This window comes from Pedobacter sp. ISL-64 (assembly GCF_018613605.1).
GTDB lineage: Bacteria > Bacteroidota > Bacteroidia > Sphingobacteriales > Sphingobacteriaceae > Pedobacter.
In genome coordinates this window covers 1-19184 of record NZ_JAGGPU010000012.1, presented here as the reverse complement: position 1 = coordinate 19184, position 19184 = coordinate 1, and the positions used below count along the sequence as shown (strand labels likewise).

16 protein-coding genes are annotated in these 19184 nt (G+C 37.4%); 10 read left to right on the top strand and 6 right to left on the bottom strand.

The genetic code is table 11. The features are described 5' to 3' along the window. Nucleotides 1-6: 6 nt before the first annotated feature. Together J7E57_RS16955 and pgi are read right to left on the bottom strand one after the other, a co-directional pair. Complete coding sequence (locus J7E57_RS16955) at nucleotides 7-1320, bottom strand: M16 family metallopeptidase (protein WP_215132279.1); 1314 nt, start codon at nucleotides 1318-1320, stop codon at nucleotides 7-9. A gap of 167 nt (nucleotides 1321-1487) precedes the next feature. Continuing rightward, the gene (gene pgi / locus J7E57_RS16950; protein ID WP_215132281.1) at nucleotides 1488-3134 is read right to left on the bottom strand and encodes a glucose-6-phosphate isomerase; all 1647 of its coding nucleotides are present in this window, start codon (nucleotides 3132-3134) and stop codon (nucleotides 1488-1490) included. Nucleotides 3135-3291: 157 nt separating this feature from the next. Here pgi and J7E57_RS16945 point away from each other — a divergent pair, with 157 nt between their 5' ends. From J7E57_RS16945 to J7E57_RS16935, 3 genes are all read left to right on the top strand, one after another. Then, a complete protein-coding gene (locus J7E57_RS16945) occupies nucleotides 3292-3801 on the top strand; it encodes a hypothetical protein (RefSeq protein WP_215132282.1) in 510 nt (169 codons plus the stop codon). A 65-nt stretch (nucleotides 3802-3866) separates the two neighbouring features. Beyond that, nucleotides 3867-5048: an NHL repeat-containing protein gene (locus J7E57_RS16940; RefSeq protein WP_215132283.1), complete on the top strand. Its 1182-nt coding sequence runs from the start codon at nucleotides 3867-3869 to the stop codon at nucleotides 5046-5048. Between the two features lie 103 nt (nucleotides 5049-5151). Continuing rightward, nucleotides 5152-6456 carry an amidohydrolase gene (locus J7E57_RS16935; RefSeq protein ID WP_215132284.1) on the top strand — a complete coding sequence of 435 codons (1305 nt, stop codon included), beginning with the start codon at nucleotides 5152-5154 and terminating at the stop codon, nucleotides 6454-6456. A gap of 15 nt (nucleotides 6457-6471) precedes the next feature. On the opposite strand, the gene J7E57_RS16930 is transcribed toward J7E57_RS16935, so the two are convergent. Continuing rightward, nucleotides 6472-9297, bottom strand: a complete 2826-nt coding sequence (locus J7E57_RS16930; protein WP_215132286.1) for a TonB-dependent receptor — start codon at nucleotides 9295-9297, stop codon at nucleotides 6472-6474. 13 nt (nucleotides 9298-9310) lie between these two features. Then, nucleotides 9311-10567, bottom strand: a complete 1257-nt coding sequence (locus tag J7E57_RS16925) for a 6-bladed beta-propeller (RefSeq protein ID WP_215132287.1) — start codon at nucleotides 10565-10567, stop codon at nucleotides 9311-9313. Nucleotides 10568-10864: 297 nt separating this feature from the next. On the opposite strand from J7E57_RS16925, the gene prfB reads away from it, so the two are divergent. The 5 genes from prfB to J7E57_RS16900 all read left to right on the top strand — a co-directional run bounded on the left by prfB (nucleotide 10865) and on the right by J7E57_RS16900 (nucleotide 15525). After that, nucleotides 10865-11939, top strand: a protein-coding gene (prfB, locus tag J7E57_RS16920) for a peptide chain release factor 2 (protein ID WP_215132288.1) whose coding sequence is annotated in 2 segments (ribosomal slippage) — nucleotides 10865-10924 and nucleotides 10926-11939 — 1074 coding nt in all. Because the reading frame shifts where the segments join, the coding sequence is not laid out codon by codon here. A gap of 165 nt (nucleotides 11940-12104) precedes the next feature. Next, nucleotides 12105-12863, top strand: a complete 759-nt coding sequence (locus tag J7E57_RS16915) for an alpha/beta hydrolase (RefSeq protein ID WP_251029952.1) — start codon at nucleotides 12105-12107, stop codon at nucleotides 12861-12863. Between the two features lie 40 nt (nucleotides 12864-12903). Further along, on the top strand, nucleotides 12904-13743 hold the full coding sequence (locus J7E57_RS16910; RefSeq protein ID WP_215132289.1) for a DUF4595 domain-containing protein: 840 nt from the start codon (nucleotides 12904-12906) through the stop codon (nucleotides 13741-13743). 402 nt (nucleotides 13744-14145) lie between these two features. Next, a complete protein-coding gene (locus tag J7E57_RS16905; protein ID WP_215132291.1) occupies nucleotides 14146-14973 on the top strand; it encodes a glycoside hydrolase in 828 nt (275 codons plus the stop codon). Between the two features lie 69 nt (nucleotides 14974-15042). Beyond that, complete coding sequence (locus J7E57_RS16900) at nucleotides 15043-15525, top strand: CAP domain-containing protein (protein WP_215132292.1); 483 nt, start codon at nucleotides 15043-15045, stop codon at nucleotides 15523-15525. Here the strand turns inward: J7E57_RS16900 and J7E57_RS16895 are convergent. Continuing rightward, on the bottom strand, nucleotides 15520-16641 hold the full coding sequence (locus tag J7E57_RS16895; RefSeq protein ID WP_215132293.1) for a glycoside hydrolase family 18 protein: 1122 nt from the start codon (nucleotides 16639-16641) through the stop codon (nucleotides 15520-15522). The two genes, J7E57_RS16900 and J7E57_RS16895, sit on opposite strands and share 6 nt — an antisense overlap. 14 nt (nucleotides 16642-16655) lie before the next feature. Beyond that, nucleotides 16656-17519 carry a transglutaminase-like domain-containing protein gene (locus tag J7E57_RS16890; protein WP_116248731.1) on the bottom strand — a complete coding sequence of 288 codons (864 nt, stop codon included), beginning with the start codon at nucleotides 17517-17519 and terminating at the stop codon, nucleotides 16656-16658. A 44-nt stretch (nucleotides 17520-17563) separates the two neighbouring features. Here J7E57_RS16890 and J7E57_RS16885 point away from each other — a divergent pair, with 44 nt between their 5' ends. Next, nucleotides 17564-18346 (top strand): O-methyltransferase, encoded by a 783-nt coding sequence (locus tag J7E57_RS16885; protein WP_215132295.1) that lies wholly within the window; start codon nucleotides 17564-17566, stop codon nucleotides 18344-18346. A 3-nt stretch (nucleotides 18347-18349) separates the two neighbouring features. Further along, nucleotides 18350-19021, top strand: a complete 672-nt coding sequence (locus J7E57_RS16880) for a DUF1345 domain-containing protein (RefSeq protein WP_215132296.1) — start codon at nucleotides 18350-18352, stop codon at nucleotides 19019-19021. Nucleotides 19022-19184: the final 163 nt, after the last annotated feature.

The following is a 19184-nucleotide window of genomic DNA, read 5'->3' as shown; positions in this document are numbered from 1 at the left end:
ATCTGCTTATTTCTTAGGTAAGTAATACAATACAACTCTTTGGTTTTTGTTCAGGTACTTTTTAGCAACGTCTCTGATCTCCTCACGGGTAATGGATCTAATTACCTCTAATTCCTTGTTGATATCGTTTGTATCCTTATCATGGAAAGTATAACCATCGGCCAGGTTTTCAGCTACACCCAACATTTTACTGTTTGCACTTACGTAGTTGTTTTCGAATTTATTCTGTAGTTTTTTATAATCACTTTCGCTAATCAAATCGGTTTGAAGACGTAAAACTTCTTCATCAATATCTTTTAATAAATCGTTAAGCGGTGTATTCTTATTGGGTAAAGCTAAGGTGATATAAGCGCCATAATCTTCAAGCGAATAGTTAAAAGCAGCAACCTGCAGGGCAGTTTTCTTTTGATCGACCATTTTAGTGCTTAATCTCGAGCTTCCACCTTCTGATAAAATAGAGCTGATCATACCTAAAACCTTGCTTTCTCTGCTCTTCATTCCTGGTACGCGGTAAGCCGCGAAGATGGCCGGGATCTGAATGTTGGCATCATAAGCAGTATCGATAATTTCTTTGGTAATTTCTGGTAATTTGAATTCTTGACGAACAATTTGTGCACCTTTAGGTACTTCGGCAAAGTATGATTTTACTAAAGCTTTGGTCTTCTCTATATCTAAATCGCCGGCAATGGTTAAAACCGCATTGTTAGGCACATAATACTTTTTAAAGAAAGCAATAAACTCGCTCAATTTTGCTGCGTCTAAGTGCTCCATTGAACCAATTGGCTGCCAACGGTAAGGATGCCCATCAAATAAATGACCGAAAATTTTCTCTGTAAATTTTCCGTAAGGTGAGTTGTCTATGCGTAAACGTTTTTCTTCTTTTACTACCTCATTTTGTGTTTTTACTCCACTTTCGTTAATTACCGGGTGTAACATTCTTTCGCTTTCCAGCCATAAACCCAGTTCCAATTGGTTTGATGGAAAAAGTTCATAATAAAAAGTACGGTCTTGAGAAGTATTGGCATTGTTCTGGCCGCCGTTACTACTTACTAATTTCATAAATTCACCTTTTTTGATGTTATCCGAACCTTCGAATAATAAGTGTTCGAAAAAGTGAGCAAAACCTGTACGCTGGGTTTCTTCATCTTTAGAACCAACATGATACATTACCGAAACGGCAACTACTGGAGCGGTTTTGTCTTGGTGTAGAATGACATGGAGGCCATTGTCAAGGTCAAATTCCGTAAACTGTACTTTTTGGGCAGAAGCACTTAAGCACAGACCGGAAATGGCCAAAGCAAAAAGAATTCTTTTTTTCATTAGTAGTTTTTTTTAAATGATTAGAAATAATCAAAGGCGAAAGCGAGCAACTATTTCATTAATAAGTTAATTTGGATTTTTCACTAGCGTGAAGAATAATCAGGATGGCCTAAATTATGGATTTAAACAAAAAAAGCGAGTATTTACACTCGCTTTTTTAATATATTTTATTTCCAGGCCTTGTATTGGTTAATTAAGCCGTTGGTAGAGCTATCGTGGCTCGAAACTTTTTCGCTGCCCTCCAGCTCTGGAAGAATTTTTTTGGCCAATTGCTTGCCAAGTTCTACTCCCCACTGGTCGAAACTAAAGATGTTCCAGATAATTCCCTGAACAAATATTTTATGTTCGTAAATGGCAACTAAACTGCCCAAAGTATATGGCGTTACTTTTTTCAATAAGATAGAATTTGTTGGGCGGTTGCCTTCAAATACCTTAAACGGCGCAATTTTTTCAATTTCTGACGCTGATTTGCCATCTTTCTTTAACTCAGCGGTTACTTCTTCTTCGGTTTTACCGTTCATTAAAGCTTCTGTTTGTGCAAAGAAGTTTGATAGTAAAATTGGATGATGATCGCCTAGTGGGTTTAAGCTCTGTGCCGGAGCAATAAAATCGGCAGGGATAATTCTGGTGCCCTGATGAATTAACTGATAAAAGGCATGCTGGCCATTTGTTCCGGGCTCACCCCAGATAATCGGTCCGGTTTCATAATCAACTTCATTACCGTTCCTATCTACGTGTTTACCATTGCTCTCCATATCTCCCTGTTGGAAATAAGCAGCAAAACGGTGCATATATTGATCGTAAGGTAAAATAACCTGTGTTTCTGCATTGTAGAAATTGATATACCAAATGCCTAACAAACCTAAAATTACAGGCAGGTTGCTTTCAAACTCGGCAGTTTTAAAGTGGTTGTCAGTTGCGTGAGCTCCAGCTAACAATTGTTTAAAATTATCGAAGCCTATGCTTAATGAGATGGATAAGCCGATAGCGCTCCATAACGAGTAGCGGCCGCCAACCCAATCCCAAAACTCAAACATATTTTCGGTATCGATACCAAAAGCCGATACGTCTTTCGCATTGGTAGATAATGCAGCAAAGTGTTTGGCAATATCATTTTCTTTTCCGCCTTTATCCAAAAACCAAGAGCGTGCAGAGTGTGCATTCGTCATGGTTTCTTGTGTCGTAAAAGTTTTTGATGCGACTAAGAATAATGTTGTTTCGGCATTTAAATCTGCTAATGTTTCGGCGATGTGTGTGCCATCAATATTCGAAACAAAGTGAATGTTTAAGTGGTTTTTATAATGTTTTAAAGCTTCGGTAACCATAACCGGACCTAAATCTGACCCACCGATACCGATATTAACCACATCGGTAATGGCTTTGCCTGTATAACCTTTCCATTCGCCGCTAATGATGCTGTTGCTGAATTTCTCCATTTTAGCCAGTACTGCATTTACTTCCGGCATCACATCTTTACCGTCAACTAAAATTGCCGTATTGCTTAAATTACGTAAGGCAATATGAAGTACCGAACGGTCTTCCGTTTCATTAATTTTATCGCCGTTGTACATCGATTTTATAGCTTCATCCAATTTACACTCACGGGCCAATTGAATCAATAGTGCTAATGTTTCATCGCTGATGCGGTTCTTGCTATAATCTAGTAGAATATCTTCAAAAAAAACAGAAAACTTATTGAAACGATCTGCATCCTCAGCAAAAAGATCTTTAATGCTTTTTTGATTAATATCTATAAAATGATCGGCTAAATACTTGTAGGCCTCAGTTTCTGTGAAATTTACTTTAGGTAACATAATCTTTGTTTTTTTGTAAAAGTAATAAAGCAAAAATTTAAAATGGTCTTTTTAATGTTCTAAATGAATAAGAATTTTTAATGTCGATTAAACACATTAACTTTAATATACCGTCCCTGTTAGTTCATCAATTATTTTTAACCTTTAATTCTACGTTATGTTAGAAAATTTAAATGAAATGGTGCGTGAAAACGTCCAGGAAAGCGTTGTAAACAACACTGCCATTCCCAATGAACAAAATGAAGCGGTAATCCAGGCTGCATCGGGTTCTATCTTCGATACGCTGAAAGAGCAGGTATCATCAGGTAATATTGGTGCATTAACCGATATATTTAACGGTAATAAAGCAGAGGGTACCCAGGTTGCTGAGCAGGCCTCGGGGAATTTTATCGATAAATTAAGTGGCTTAGGCATTAATGCCGATACGGCGAAATCTTTGGCCGCAAGCATTATTCCGGGCCTGATTGCCAAGTTTACCCAAAAAACAAACGACCCGAACGATAGCTCCTTTAACATTAAAGATGTTTTGGGAAGTTTGGGCGGTGATGATGGTAAATTTGATGTAAGTGATGTAATCGGAATGTTTAATGGTGGTGGGCAGGCGCAGCAACCCGGCCAGGCAGGAGGTGGTGGCATTATGGATAAGCTGAAGGGAATGTTTGGGTAAAATTAATCGAAGGTAATTATTTAACAAACGAGGTTAAATAATTACCTTCACCAAAAAAATAAAATATGTATAGAGCGCTCTCACTATTGGCCGCAGGCTGCCTGTTTTTTTGTTGCTTCTTTTTTTCTTCTTGTGAAAAAGATGGTGTAACCAAAATTGATTCCTTAAGAATCATCGACACACTCGATGTCGACCGTCCAATAAATCTTAAAGCCACAAAAGGCATTTACGGAACTCGGATCACCATTTCTTGGACACCAATGCCATTGGCTCAAAAGTATCAGTTATATAAGTTTAATGATGTTACTCAAAAGTATGTTTTGTTAAAAGAATTAGCCGATACTACTTTTGATGATACAGCTATAGCAAAATCTTTGACAAAGAACTTTTATAAGGTTAGAACTTACAATAATACAAAGTCTTTTAGTCGGTTTAGTGATGCAGATTTTGGATATACCTCTGGGTTAAATTATTATCGTGCACTGTCTTTTGGAACAGAGGGTAACGGAGTTGGTCAATTTAACTTTGCCTATCACATTGAAACAGATAAAACTGGAAATATTTATGTAAGTGATGAGGGGTTAAACCGTGTTCAGAAATTTGATATCAATGGAAATTATAAGGAGCTTTTTTATAGTGGGTCGGGTGCAAGGGCAATTGGTTTTTTTAGCAATGGAAATTATATAGCAACCCGCACCCAAAGTAGTAGTTATGTTCAGATGTTTGATGCTAATAAGCAGTTAATTAGAGAATGGGGCGTTTACGGGACAGGAGATAATGGATTTGGAAATGTAGAAGAACTAACTATTGACGACGAACAGAATATTTGGATTGTAGACAGCCTAAACGATCGGATTAAGAAATATGATTCAAATGGGAAGTTACTTTTCACATTTGGTACCGAGGGCAGAGCAAATGGTCAATTCTATACACCGTTAGGCATATGTTATTTTAAAGGGAATATTTATGTTAGTGATGCCGGTAGGATGCAGGTTTTTGATAAGCAAGGCAAATACCTAAAAACTTGGAAAGTTTCAGATAACTATTGGGCCATTAAGGGTAAAGGTGATTATTTATACATTGCCGCTGGCGGTTACATCATTAAAACTGACGAGAACGGTGATGTTAGAGAAAAGATAGGGCTCGGCCAATTAGATTTTGCTAGAGGTGTGGCACTAGGCGCTAACGACGAGGTGATCGCTTGTGATATCTACGTAAGAAAGATTGTAATTTATAAAAAAGGTTAATCATCCAAAAAGCTATCCCAAGGGATGGCTTTTGTTTTTTTGCACAATTCAATCTCTCCTTAAAATTGTTTAGCTTAGGGCACCTAAACTAAATAATTCATTTATGAAGAAAATATTCCTGATCGGTTTTTCCATACTGGCATTAAATTCTTTCGCCCAAAAATCAGATTTAAGACCATTGGTTTCAAAAAAAGCTGATGCCATCGAACAAAAAGTAATTACCTGGAGGCGCGATTTTCATGAACATCCTGAATTGGGAAATACTGAAGTAAGAACAGCTGGTATTATTGCAAAACATTTAGAATCTTTAGGTATTCAAGTAAAAACAGGCGTTGCCAAAACAGGCGTAGTTGGTGTGCTAAAAGGAGGGAAGCCCGGACCAGTAGTTGCTTTGCGTGCCGATATGGATGGTTTGCCGGTTACAGAGCGGGTAGACGTTCCATTTGCCTCGAAAGTGAAAACACAATATAACGGACAAGAGGTAGGTGTAATGCATGCCTGTGGACATGATAGTCATGTGGCTATTTTAATGGGTGTAGCAGAAGTGCTGGCTTCTATGCAAAAAGATATTCAAGGGACGGTGAAATTCATATTTCAGCCCGCTGAGGAAGGTGTGCCTGCTGGAGATGAAGGCGGGGCAGCGTTAATGATTAAGGAGGGCGTACTCGAAAACCCTAAAGTTGATGTGATTTTCGGTTTACACATCAATTCTCAAACTGAAGTTGGCGATGTAACTTATCGCCCAGGGGGTACAATGGCTGCAGTAAACGATATGAAGATTACAGTTACCGGCCGTCAGGCACATGGGGCTTATCCATGGAGCAGTATCGATCCGGTTGTGGTTTCGGCCCAGATTATCAACAGCCTGCAAACCATAGTAAGTAGGAATTTAAATGTGACCGAAAACCCAGGTGTAGTTACCATTGGCGCAATTAATGGTGGTGTACGGTCGAATATTATTCCTGAAAAGGTAGAAATGTTAGGTACAGTACGCAACTTTAGTAAGGAAGATGAGGCTATGTTTATCGAAAGGATTAAAACCATCGTAACCAAAACGGCCGAAGCAGGCGGTGCAACAGCTGAAGTCAAAATCCCTTATAGCAACCATTATCCGGTTACTTTTAATAACATTGCGCTAACCGAAAAAATGTTGTCAAGCATGGAATCAACGGCAGGTAAGGATCATGTGAAGTTAAAACCACCAGTTACTGGCGCAGAAGATTTCTCCTTCTTCCAGGAAAAAGTACCTGGCTTATTTGTGTTTTTAGGGGGGATGCCAAAAGGTAAAGATCCTTTAAAAGCGCCATCGCACCACACACCGGATTTTTATCTTGATGAAAGCGGTTTTGTTTTAGGGGTCAAATTATTATCTAATCTTACTTTAGATTATATGTCGATGAAGAAATAAGATGATTTAATCATCTTATTTCTTCACTGGTTTTTTGCCAAACTGCCTTGGATAGTATGAAAAAGTAGCCATAAAATATTGTTGTAATACATTTTGTGTACCCAACGTAAAACTGTTCGCGCCACCATAATTAATGATATTGGTATTCTGATGTAACAGATCCATGGCAGAAAATTTAAACTCTGCATTATTTCCTTTTAGAAAACGATAAACGGCACTGGCATTCCAGATAGCAAAATTTATATTGGCAGCACTGTTCGATTTGCTCGAATTAAAGCTAATGTTGCTGCTTAAAGTAAACTTTTTGGTAATGTTATAAATGGAGCTTAAAGAACTGGTTAAATTTATTCCGCTATATTTCGTGTTAAACGCTTCCTGTTCCGTTCGGTAGGTATTAAAGCCCTGGCCGGCTTCAGCTGCAAATTTATCTTTATAAGTATAGTTTAAGCTTAGGTTGGCATTTGTATTTAAGATATTGGAAAAACTGAATACATCATTTAAATAACTGGCATTTTTAGCAATATTTATTCCTCCGTTTAAACTGAGCTGTAATTCAGTCGTCTTCAATTTTAAAGCTTTTCTTAAATAACCATTAGCATTTAAATACTTATTTCCACCGGCATTGGTTAAATAGGCGGTACGCTTATTTTGGCTGTCGATAAAAATACTATCTACTATAGCATCATCAACTATACCTGCAGAAATGCTAAAATTATAGTTTAAGGTGTTTTTGCTTTTCTGATCCGAATGGTTGAGGTTAATGTTAATGGATCTGTTGATAGCCTCGCGCAGTTTAATATTGCCCCGTTGTAAATTATATAAATTTGTACTATCGGTTAAAGGGGCAAGTTGTTGTAGATAGGGTATGGTGATATCTGTCTTATAGGTTAATGATATTGATTTATATGATTCGCCATATTGATAATTCGTATAATTAATATCGACCTCCGGGACAAATCTGTTATAAGTCCGGTTAATGTTTTGTTGCGCTTTATCCGATCTGTTATCCTGAAAAATAAAGCGCTGTTTCGCGGAAATTCCAATGTTTAAGCTTTTGCTAAATCTATTTGACAAACTCTTGTGAAAAGATTTACTTAAGGTTAGACTCGGGGTTTCATCAACTGTACTGGTTTTGGTATTATTGCTTAAATAGGTGTTTCTAGTATAAGCACCAGCCTTTAAATCTTCTACCAGGTTATGGTCATTACTATTGTTTAGTTCTAAATTATTTTTTAAAGACAAATCGAAGCCCGCAACATTTTTATATCCAAATAGTAACGATTTTAAATTGGGTAGTTCTAACGATAGGGTCTGGTTAAAAGATTTTCGCTGTGTATCATACCGTCTATCATAATCGGTATTGGTGGCTGCGTTTACAAAAGATCTAAAAGAGGTTAGATTCGATCTTTGGCTATCATTGTCATTTATTGATAACCGATAATCTGCATTAAGGCCGCCAAAAGTATGTTCTTTTCTGGTGATATAATTGGGAGACATACCATATCTTATACCAAGATTAAAGCCTTTGTTGTTAAAATCACTTTGTCCTTTTGTATTATTGGTACTTGTTAGTACATTTTGTCCATTAAAAGCACTTCTTTGTGTGTCGTTATTTGAGTTGCCATTGTTCAACGACATTGATTGGTTAATATTTAAACGATGGTTCTTTTTAACAAAATCGAGACTTGAATTAAAGCTTTGATTGGTTGATGTGACATTTCCCTTAGAGGTGTTTGTATCGAATATTTTATCGGTAGCATTAATGGATGTTGTAGTTCGCGTGTCGGATACATTTTCGTTGTTCCTGTTTTGTACAAAATAGTTTGCATCCAGTGTACTTTTTTTATCGTACTGAGGCTTTTCGATAAAGTTATAAGTAAAAGTTACGCCACCAATATTCGGTCGGTTTATGCCTGATTGCCTGAAATCGGGCTGATACTCTACATTGGTAGTTAAGCCCTTAAAAGTGCTGTTAGCAGTTAATGATCTGATGCTATTGGCTGTTTTATTAATGTTATTGCTCGCACCTATAATACCGAGTTGCATTTTAGGCGAAAACATATTAAAGCTTGCATCGGTTTCGTATTTTTTGGTGGTGCCATAACCTGCACCAATTTTACCGAAATAGCCAATGTCTTTGCCTTTCTTAAGCTTTAAATTAACGGTTAAAGTACTGTCAAGCGGGTTGCTCTCATTCCGTTCCCGGTAAACCTGTACCTTATCTAATGCATTCTTTGCAATGTTTTGTGTGGCCATTTTAATATCACCGCCAAAAAACTGTTTCCCATTTACCAATAAACTCTTTACTTCACGCCCGTTAACGGTAATCTGCCCGTCGCCCCATAGGGTTACATTGGGTATTTTGCGCAAAAGATCCTCTACAACGGCATTGCTATCCAATTTAAAAGCTGCAGCATTAAATTCTAAAGTATCGCCATTCATGGTAATTGGCGCTACCCTAATCTCAACATCCTGTAAATTGTTGTCTTTTACAGCAATTATTAATGTTTTTAAATCCAGTGCAGTTTTCCCGTCTATAATCGTGAAATTTTTGCGGAGTAACTGGTAGCCAACATGGCTTATTTCCAGATACATTTTAACATTTAGTGCTATGTTTTTGAAGCTAAACTCACCATAGTTATTGCTCAGTTGATAACTGACTAAAGTGCTATCGCCTTTAAATAAAGATACCGTTGCCGATTTTAGGTTGTAGTTGTGTGTGGTATCTCTAATCACGCCCTTTACTGTACCAATTTGAGTAGGATTAGCTTGCTGGGCATTCGAATTGTAAAAACAGAATAAGATTAAACATACGGTGAGGTAGCGTTGAAGATGGTGCATTTAGATGGGTATATTAGTTTTGTTTGGGTTTAAGCTTAATGATAACGGGGTTACTCTTTTTATTCTGGGTTTTAAAATAAGTTTCTAAACTGGGCGGGTATTTTGTTGTTTTACCCTCGCTCTGCTCTTTAAAAGTAAACATGGCCAATGATGAATAATTGGTGTAGAAATAACCATTTTCGTACATATGAAAACCATTATTTATAAAATCATAAAAATTACCACTGGCATCAGTAACGGGTAAAAAAAACGATAAAGAATCAGGTTCCAGATCCTGCACAGAGGTTAGCTCACTGGTTTTTAAGTTGTAAATAAGCGCCTTTTTCATCCCGGTGTCCCAACCATAATTGTGCATTTTGAGGTAAAGATTATTACCAACTAAATAAGTGTTACTTAAGCTATAAAAAACCTTTGGGTTGTTTCTAAAATATTCTCCCCGTTTTTTAACATAAACCGGATTGGTTGTGAAATCATTCGGTAAGGAATTGGCGGCTGGAAATATAATATGGTAGGCAAGCGAAAGTTTAGAAGGACTAGCTTTATAGATATTGTAAGAATAGTAGTTGAGATAAAACATTTCATTTTCAACTCCATATTTATAGAAACGCTCGCCCGATCCCCAAAATTCATCGGTTTCATATCGTTTTATATTATAAGGGAAATATCCAACAGAATCGGTTTTGCTAATTATTCCAAGTTCGTAAAGCGTGCTATCCTTTCCTTTTTTTACTTTAAAATCTGGCCTCACCGAGATGCTGTTATTTGCAATTTTGTAATCTCGACTTGTATTCTGCTTAAAGTAATCTTTAATCATTACTTTTTTGATCTGTTTCCCAGTTAAATCAAAATAGAATGCGCGAGGGTGGGCAAAAACGACTATATAATTTACATTATTTTCTTTTTCGACGGTAAAGCTATTAAACTCTGCTTTGTTTTTATCGTTCTTTTCTGGTTGTATATTGTTTGCGTTGATTTTGGATTTGAACTTACCATCTTTCGAAAAAATTAAGATTGCCTTGGTATCGTAGTCAAAAATCACATAATTATCGTCTACAATTTTTAGTTGATGTATATTACCAAAAAGACTTTCTTTAGTGGTTTCGAGGGGGATAAATTCTACTTCGCTAAAAACCTGAGAAACAGCTGCGCCACGCGCAGTTTGAGGGTCGATACGCAATGTAGCCATTTCAGTGCTATCTATTTTACCTGTTTGTGCAAATGTTGCAGTACAGAAAAACAAATAACCTAAAATAAAAAAGAGCATTTTCATTTGTGTTGGTTAAGATGTTAATATTAGTTTGGTATTAACAGATTGATTTGAGCTGTGCCACTTGCCTGGCATATCATTTAAATTCCGGTCTATCTGATAAATATTTTTGAAAATTAATCAATTAAATAATTAGTTGATTGGTCATTTTTTGATTTTAACAAGTTTTAACAGCTAAGTTACATGAGAAGTTAATCTGTAGTTGCCATTGGTTAATTATTTAAAAAGGCTAATTGACTCTAAACGTCAAACTTAACAAGGACCTAAGGTAAAAGCTGTCTTTATTACTATATTTGTTTCATGACCAAAGAAAATATTCAGGATTTAAGGGACAGAGTAACGTCGCTGAGGAGGTATCTTTGACGTTGATGAGCTACTTTACGCCATCCGCGAAGAGGAAAAATTAACAATGGCTCCCGATTTCTGGGACGACCCTAAAAAAGCAGAGAAAATTCTTGCCGAAATAAGTTCAAAGAAAAAATGGACGGATGGCTTTAACCAAACCAATAATGCGGTTGAAGATGCTGCGGTAATGCTTGAGTTTTTTCAATCGGGCGATGCTTCAGAAGCTGAGCTGCAAGACCAGTTCGAGATCAGTAAAACTGCCGTAGAAGAACTGGAACTTAAAAATATGCTCCGTAGCAAAGAAGACCAACTTTCTGCCGTTTTACAGATTACTGCTGGAGCTGGCGGAACTGAAAGCTGTGATTGGGCGTATATGCTGATGCGCATGTATATGATGTGGGGAGAAAAGAACGGTTATAAAATTACCGAACAGGACAGCCAGGAAGGGGAGGTTGCCGGTATAAAATCGGTAACGCTTCAGTTTGATGGTGATTTCTCATATGGTTATCTGAAAGGCGAAAATGGCGTGCATCGTTTGGTTCGGATTTCTCCATTCGATTCGAATGCCCGTAGGCATACATCTTTCGCTTCTGTTTATGTTTATCCCTTAGTTGACGATACCATACAGATTGATATTAATCCTGCTGATATAGAATTCGAAACATTTAGGGCTGGTGGAGCAGGCGGACAAAACGTAAACAAAGTTGAAACAGCTGTACGTTTATACCACAAACCTTCAGGCATTATTATTAAAAACCAGGAGTCGCGATCGCAGTTGCAGAATAAAGAGAATGCTATCCGTTTATTAAAATCTCAATTATATGAAATTGAGGAACGGAAACGTAACGAAGCAATTGCTGCGGTAGAGGGATCGAAAAAGAAAATAGAATGGGGCTCGCAGATCAGGAGTTATGTGCTCGATGATAGACGTGTAAAAGATCACCGTACTAATTATCAAACTTCAAATCCTGATGCCGTTTTAAATGGCGATATAAACGATTTCTTGAAAGCTTATTTAATGGAATTTTAAAATAAAAAAAATGGCAAAATCATCCATCATTATAATTTTGTTGCTTATGGCAATTAACTATTCGAATGCCAAGAAATTGTACCCTTATATTCAGGAGAAGTTCCGGGAGCTAAAACCACTCCTGCTGAATATATAGAAAATACGGAGGTTCGAGCCAACGGTACATTGAGTATTACCAAAGTATCGGTGCCAACATTTACGGTTTTTGAAGCGCCTAAAAATATCGCCAACGGAACAGCTGTAATCATTTGCCCGGGCGGAGGTTATGGCGCTTTGGCATTTAGCCACGAAGGTATTGATGTGGCCAAAAGATTTAATGCGATTGGGGTTACCGCTTTTGTATTGAAGTACCGGTTACCGAGCGATCAGATTATGGTTGATAAAACCTATGGCCCTTTGCAGGATGCGCAGCAAGCCATTTATCTGATTAGAAAAAATGCAAAAAAATATAGGATTAAAACCAACAAGATCGGGATTATGGGCTTTTCTGCCGGGGGGCATTTTGCCTCAACTTTGGTTGCCCATTATAACGATCTTAAGATTGCCAATCCGGAAAAGATAGATCTTAGGCCAAATTTCGCTGCATTAATTTATCCTGTAATCAGTTTTGAAGAATCTGTACACACTGGTACGATGAAGAATTTATTGGGTCCAAATCCTGCTGATAGTTTAAAACATTATTTCTCAGCCAATAAAAATGTAACCAGGAAAACACCTCCAACTTTTTTTGTGCATGCTAAAGATGATAAAACTGTTCCTTTCGAAAATAGTGTTTTAATGAATGAGGCATTAAAGCAGAATAAAGTAGATACCGATATTTATCTGTACGAGAAAGGTGGTCATGGTTTTGGTTTAATCAACAGGACTTCGGATGTAGATTGGTTTAACTTGTTGGCTGACTGGATGAAAAAAGAGAAATTTTAATATCTTTGCTGATATTTTAACCTCTTAACCGGAAATTTTAATGCATAAAACAATTAAGTATGTTATGGTAGCTTTTGTGGCTATCATATCAATAGCAAGTTGTAAAAAAGAAATTAATGGGAACGCCAAGTTCGACTCTAATGGAAATGGCTGCAAACTAGTAAGTTTAAAGGCCGATCTTGATGTTTTAGGCACTTACACACTTGCTTTCACTTACGACGCTTCTGGTAGGATTTCGAAAGCAACAACTACCGACGGTCAGACGAGTAATTATGTTTATACGGCAAATAAAATTACCGCTACCGACGGGGATGGGAACGTGTCTGAAATCGTTTTGGAAAATGGAAGGGCAATATCGAGTGGGAGTGATGGTGTTATTAGTGGAGGTGGGGTTAGTTATAGTTATACCAGAAAATACACCTACAATGCAGATGGCTATTTAATTCAGGTGAAAAATTATTTAAACGGAGAATTAAATACAACTGATAACTTAACTTATGCCAACGGCAATTTAGTAAAGGCAGTTTCAGTTGATGCTCACCTTGGCTACACAGAAACCACTACCTATGTATATTCAACAGAAAATGCGGTAAACACATACGAGATTGCGGATCCACTTTCTTATCATGTTGATTATTTTCCCGGTGGATATTTTGGGAAACAATCTAAGAATGTATTACTTAAAGGCACAGCAAAAACGGTAGACGGCGATGGCGATCCTTTTACTGATGCTGTTTATACCTTCGGTTATCAATACGATGGAAAAGGAAACGCTACATCGGTATCGTTTTCGGTGCTTTCTACTTTTTATCCAAGCAGTGGACCAGTTCAAACGGATACTTATAATGTAAAATATAGCTTAAATTATACTTGTAAATAGATATAAAAAATATCATTGAAAGCCTGATCATAAACTATGATCAGGCTTTTGTTTTTGTAGGGTTTTTAGCTGTCAATAAAATTAAATGCCCAAATATTCAGAAACAGAAAATAACCCATATTAAGAAAATGATGTAAAAACGCCCATTTTACCACTCTTTTTTTACGATTTAGCCCCTCATTTTTTGATAAGCCTGCGTATATCTTTGCTTACAGACATGTCAATTTTAAAATTGACATGATGTTGTAACCTAACCAAATCTTATGGAAAAAATACCAATCAACCTTGTCTGCCCTACAGTGGTCACTGAAATCTTTTGTATTTGTTAGTTATTGATTTACAGTCGATTGACCACATTCTGTTGCCTTACAATTAACCAAATATTTACCTAATTCAAAAAAAATGAGAAATGAAAAAATGAAATGGTGTATGTTATTTACATGCATGTTTGTGGTGCTTTTATCTTGTAAGAAAGAGAAAGAAGAAGTTAAACAAGAAAACGGACAGGTTAAAGCCTGGGAAACATTAATAGATGGTAATTCTCTTGCCAACTATACTAATTTTGAGGCACAATGGAATTATAATTATCCCTGGGGTACCGATCATAATGGTTCTGCCCGCATGGTAGGTAGTACCTCAAATCATAACCAGATCTCGTTAAGCGGAGGTGTACTCACCATTAAAGCTACCCGCTTAGCTTCATCTCCAGGAAACAGTACTGCCAATGGTTTTACCAATATTGCTATTTGGTACAATTCAGGTGCTTGTTACGCCAAACAACAGGTTTTAATTAACGATCAGTTTCCCAGTTATACCATTTCTGGCGATTTTGCTGTACCCACCAGTAAAGGAACCTGGCCTGCTTTTTGGATCACCGGCGTTAATTCATGGCCACCTGAAAGTGATATTATGGAGTTTAAGGGCAATAACACAAATTGGCAGAATACTTATGATGGTGGTTGGGAGAATAAACTCACCGCAGTTTCTAATGCGGGTTCCTACCATAATTACAAATGCTGGTACAATAAGGTAAGTGCGACAGATGTAGATTGCCATTATTATATCGATAATGTTTGGGTAGCCAAGCATACCATGAGTAATTCGGTAAATAAACCTATGTGGTTAATCATCAATATGCAAATGGAAGGCGATAGCGGCTCTCCAGGCCCTTCTGGCAATACTTTCTACACAGGTAAAAATGTTTATATGGGTAGAGAAAGAGCTTTTTAGTTTATAAAAATAAATATTCACTTTCGGAGGTAGCTTTATAGCTGCCTCCTTTTGTAGCATAAAATAAATATGAAAAAATGCCTAAGCATGTTTGCCTGTATACTGCTCTGCATTTTATTTGTACAGTGTAAAAAGGATGAAGTGCCTGTGCCAGAGAATGATGTTAATTTGGTAATTGCTAAAATTAATCTGTTAAGGCAAAGTGGGTGTAATTGTGGCACAGCGTACATGCCCCCAGTACCCACCCTATCATTAAATAACCAACTGCAAAATGCCGCAATAACTCATGCCAAAGATATGGCACAACAAAACTATTTTGATCATTTATCTCCTGAAGGCGGTACTCCTGAGGAGCGTGCATTAAATGCGGGTTATACAGGTGAATTTAGAGCAGAAAACTTAGCTAAGGGATATGGTCAGGCAGATCAGGTAATTGCTGCATGGAAAAATAGCGTGAGCCATTGTAAAGCCATGATGGATGCTAAAAGTAAAGAAGCTGGTGTAGGCATGGCCCAAAATTACTGGGTGGTAACCTTTGGTAATCCGTTATAATTCTTTTATCGTTTTATCAATCACATCCAATAGTCCATCGGTATAAGCATCATCTGTTAATTCCCAGAACATGATGCCATTTAATTTTTGATCAATTACATATTTGGTTTTCAATGAAATTGATTTCGGATCGTCAAAAGTGGCGAGGTATTTTGTTTGTGGATTATAATAATATGGGGCTTTGGCTTTCTCGTCCCAATAATAAGTATAGCCATTTTCTGCAGTGAACCGCTTTTTAAAATCCTTAAAAGAAACACCGCTTAAAAATTTGGTAGGCTGGTATAATCCCTGGTTGGCATCGATAGTGTTTTCAAAAATACGGGCGTAAAATGCTGCTCCTAATGCAATTTTTTGTGCGGGTACACCTAAATCTATTAAAGCTTTTACAGCGTAATCGCCTGATAAAGATTGTTGAGCGGTAGCATACAACGAGGTATGGTGGCCGCTTTGTGTCGCATATCCGTTTACCAGATCGTAGCTCATCACATTAACCCGGTTTACCAATGGCATTACTTTATCCCATTCGAAACAAGAATCGATGCAGTTTTTTGTACCGCCTGCAGCAAAGCTAATTTCGGCCTTTTTACCTAATTTTTTACGGAGTTCTTTAATCAGTAAAGTGAAATTATGTTTATCATCAATTGTATATCTATGTCCAGGAAAGCCAACTACTGCAGGGTATTCCCAATCAATGTCTATCCCATCGGCATGGAAAAAATCGAGTATTTCTTTAGTGGTTTTGGCAAATGTTTTTCGCCCCTCAGCCCTGCTGAATACCTCCGAACAATCTTTGCAGGCACTCCAGCCACCCATAGCAATCATTACCTTTAAATCAGGGTTTCGTTGTTTTAAAGTCACCATTTTAGTAATCAAGGCTGAATCCTTCGCTGAGCTTATGTTTAAACTATCGCCCTTCAAATGACCGAAACTATAAATCAAATGACTCAGTTTTTCGATCGGAAAGCTATCTATTACTGAATTTTGTCCGGTGTAATAGGCAATAACGTTTGGTTTAATTGTTTTTTGGGCTTTTGATCGGATACTCAAAAATGATAAGGAGATGATGGCTGTAATGCAGAACAGTATAGTAGGAGCGGTAAGTTTTCTTTTGTGCATGGGATCTAGGTAAACTATTTTTCGGCAATAATATCTTGAAGTTCGTTCAATTCGGCAACTTTATCAGTAGCCCCTGCATTTTCATAAGCCGAAATCAGGTTTCTGATTACCCGGCGGATAATATCGGTATTGCTGCAAGGCCGGTAATATTCGGGCAGGGCCTCTAAATTAAGCTGGCGAAGAAACTGATCAACATCATGTTTGCCGAAGATATTACCGCGGTTAAAAGCATTGATGTAGAAAAGCACACCATATTCAGTTCCTTCCTGTTTGCTATCGTCTATATAACCCAAAATAAAGTGCTGTGGCAAGTTTATTCCATACACAGGCAGGTCTAATTTCTGTGCCAGGGTAGAATAGATAATGGCCAGCGAAATCTGGTTGCCTTTTTTGCTTTCCAGAACCTGGTTTAAATAAGAATTTTGTGGATCGTGGTGGTTTTTGGTATTGCCACCAAAACCATATTGTTGATACAAAACGTGATTGATCAGTTTTACTTTTTCAACCGAGCTCATTTCATATTGAAGGCCCAACCAGATATCCCTTTTAATTTCTTCCATCTGGTTAATTACCTTTTGCTCATCTAAATCCGGATATTGGTACCGGTTAATAATCAATGCGCCCTGCAATAAATCAAAAGCACCGCTTAAATACCATAAGCTTAAATCTTCTTTAACCGTTTTAAACTGGATCTGATGAACAATATTTTCAATTCGCTCCTGCAACAAGCCATCAAAAGACTGTTCCCAGGCATTTTCTAAAAAATGTACTACTTCGCCACCATATTCAAGCAGTTTCTTCTCTACATGATGGAAAACTTCCTCGTCAGGATCATCCAACAATTTTACTAAAGCACTTATCTCTGCGTTATTTTCCATAAAACATACCTACGTTTGCAGTGTTTAATTACTTTTGCAATATTATGCTATTTCAATTTATTACAGATTACCTTAAACACCGTTTAACAGCAAAAAGCCGACATGGAACGCACTCACCATTCGTGTACAAGCTCGCTGATGAGGTAATTTACGATTTTACCGACAAATCTGAATACAAAAACATAGAAGAACAACGAAAAAAACTTTTTAATGACGATTCGATAATCACTGTTACAGACCTTGGGGCGGGTTCTCACCTCAATAAAAATCGTACAAAAAAGGTAAGTCAGATTGCGAAGAACGCGTTGAAAAGTCCACGCTTGGCCAAACTGATTTACAGGTTGGCGAAAAATACAAATCCTAAAAGTGCTATAGAATTAGGCACTTGCCTTGGCATTACAACGGCTTATCTGGCCACAACAAGTGCTGATACAGAAGTGATTAGTATCGAAGGTTGCCCGCAAACGGCAGAGGTGGCGAAGAAAAATTTCGAGGATCTAAATTTAGAGAATATCGAGCTTCATGTGGGCAATTTTGATATGATCCTACCCGATATTATTGCCAAACAGCCAAGTTTAGATTTCGTTTACATTGACGGTAACCACCGCAAGGATGCTACCCTGAACTATTTTAACTGGTGTTTGCCTAAAATTAATGAAGATTCACTGTTGATTTTTGACGATATTTATTGGAGCGAAGGCATGAAAGAAGCCTGGGCTGAAATTAAAAACCATCCTGATGTTACCATAACAGTAGATTTGTTCTGGATCGGCTTGGTTTACTTTAAAAAAGGACAGGCAAAAGAACACTTCAAGCTTAAATTTTAGAAAATGGAAATCGAACCGAAATTAGAAGGTATCCAAAAACGGTCAGCGCTGTTTATTTTGTTGATTAGTCTGTTTTTAGGGATTGCTTTTTATTTGGTTTCGCTTTTTTTTAAAATGAGTGTACTTACACACATCATGTTCGGCTGGGATATATTTTGTTTAATCCTGATTACGCTGCACTGGTACATGTTTTTTTATACTTCTGTGGCCGAAACGCACCTTAAAGCTAAAATGCAGGATGAAACCCGGGGCGAAATTTTTGCCATTGTGTTGGTTTCTACCTTTGCTGGTCTGCTTGCCGTAATTTTATTGCTGATTAATAAAGATATTGAGCCGCTCGATTTAGTGGTAGCCATAACAGGTATGTTTTTATCGTGGTTTTTGGTACATACTACTTTTAGCATGCGTTATGCACATCTTTACTATGGCGATAATAAGAAAGGGCATTCAAATAAAAAAGGGTCAGGACTTGAATTTCCTGGAGATGATGAACCCGATTTTATCGATTTTGCCTATTTTTCTTTCGTGCTAGGCATGACTTTCCAGGTTTCTGATGTAGAAATTTCAGATCGGAAGATCAGACGGCTTTCTCTTTTACACAGTTTAATCGCCTTTATCTTTAATACCGTAATTGTGGCATTAACCATTAATGCATTGGCAGGGTTAAGCAAATAAGTTATAGTTAAGGTTTTGGAAAACTTACGAAGGTTAGGAAGGCCAAAGCACAGGCGAACTTCGTAAGTTGGCCTGGTGTGGGCGAGGCTATAGTAAATTTTAGTTTTTTGGAAATGAACAGTCCAGTTCTTTTGGCGGGCTCCAGTCCCGCTCATATCTTTAC